Source organism: Arhodomonas sp. KWT (assembly GCF_010993615.1).
The window spans coordinates 1-1,436 of sequence record NZ_WNXE01000435.1 but is presented as its reverse complement, the minus strand read 5'-3'; the positions used below and the strand labels follow the sequence as shown (position 1 = coordinate 1,436).

Here is a 1,436-nt window from a genome sequence, read left to right as displayed (position 1 = left end):
ACGCGACGGCCGGCACCGCACCGGGCTTCGGATGCTGACGAGGATGACGTATACTGTACGTTTCGTCTGGCCTGCCAGTCCTCTCCCGCTACACCCAGGGTTCCACCACGTTGACTTCCGATTCGCCCGCCGGCTTCCCGGCACTGGGCCTGAGTGCCCCCGTTCTCACCGCTCTGCAGGAGGCCGGTTACGAGGCCCCGACCCCGATCCAGGCCCGGAGCATCCCGCCACTGCTCGCCGGCCGTGACCTGCTCGGCCAGGCCCAGACCGGGACCGGCAAGACCGCCGCGTTCGCGCTGCCGCTGCTCTCCCGGCTGGATGTCAGCCGCCGGGACACCCAGCTCCTGGTGCTCGCCCCCACCCGCGAGCTGGCCATCCAGGTGGCGGAGGCATTCCAGACCTACGCCCGCCACCTCGAGGACTTCCACGTCCTGCCGCTCTACGGCGGCCAGGACTATGGCATCCAGCTGCGCCAGCTGCGGCGCGGCGCCCAGGTGGTCGTGGGCACGCCCGGACGGGTGATGGACCACATGCGCCGCGGCACCCTGGCCCTGGAGACCCTCTCCGCGCTGGTCCTGGACGAGGCGGACGAGATGCTGCGCATGGGATTCATCGACGACGTCGAGTGGATCCTCGGCCAGACCCCGCCGGACCGGCAGGTGGCGCTGTTCTCCGCGACCATGCCGTCGAGCATCCGCCGGGTGGCCCACAACCACCTGAACGACCCGGAGGAGGTCCGCATCGAGGCCCGCTCCTCCACGGCCCAGACCATCCGCCAGCGCTACTGGTCGGTGAGCGGCATCCACAAGCTCGACGCCCTGACCCGGCTGCTGGAGGCCGAGCCCATCGACGGCATGCTGGTGTTCGTACGCACCAAGAACGCCACGGTGGAGCTCGCCGAGAAGCTCACCGCCCGCGGCTTCAGCTGCGAGGCCCTCAACGGCGATATCCCCCAGGCCCAGCGCGAGCGCACCGTCGCCCGCCTGCGCGACGGCCGGGTGGATATCATCGTGGCCACCGACGTGGCGGCGCGCGGACTCGACGTCGAGCGTGTCAGCCACGTGCTCAACTACGACATCCCCTACGACCCGGAGTCCTACGTCCACCGCATCGGGCGCACGGGCCGGGCCGGGCGCAGCGGCGAGGCGATCCTGTTCGTCGCGCCCCGGGAACGGCGCATGCTGCGCACCATCGAGCGCGCCACCCGTCAGAGCATCGAGCCCATGCGCCTGCCGAGCGCCGACGACGTGAACACGCGCCGCGTCGAGCGCTTCAAGCAGCGGATCACCGAGACGCTCGCGGACACGGACCTGAGCGTGTTCCGCCGGCTGATCGAGGAGTACGTGGAAGAGACCGGCGCCGAGCCCACCGCGGTCGCCGCCGCCCTCGCCCATGCCGCCCAGGGCGGCACGCCGCTGCTCCTTGACGAGGTCGCC

At 71.2% G+C, this 1,436-nt stretch carries 1 protein-coding gene; it reads left to right on the top strand.

Annotation, left to right across the window (positions count from 1 at the left end; translation table 11 throughout):
• Positions 1-110: 110 nt before the first annotated feature.
• Positions 111-1,436, top strand: a 1,326-nt coding sequence (locus G7A99_RS19675; RefSeq protein WP_163143417.1) for a DEAD/DEAH box helicase, incomplete at its 3' end; no start/stop codon positions are given.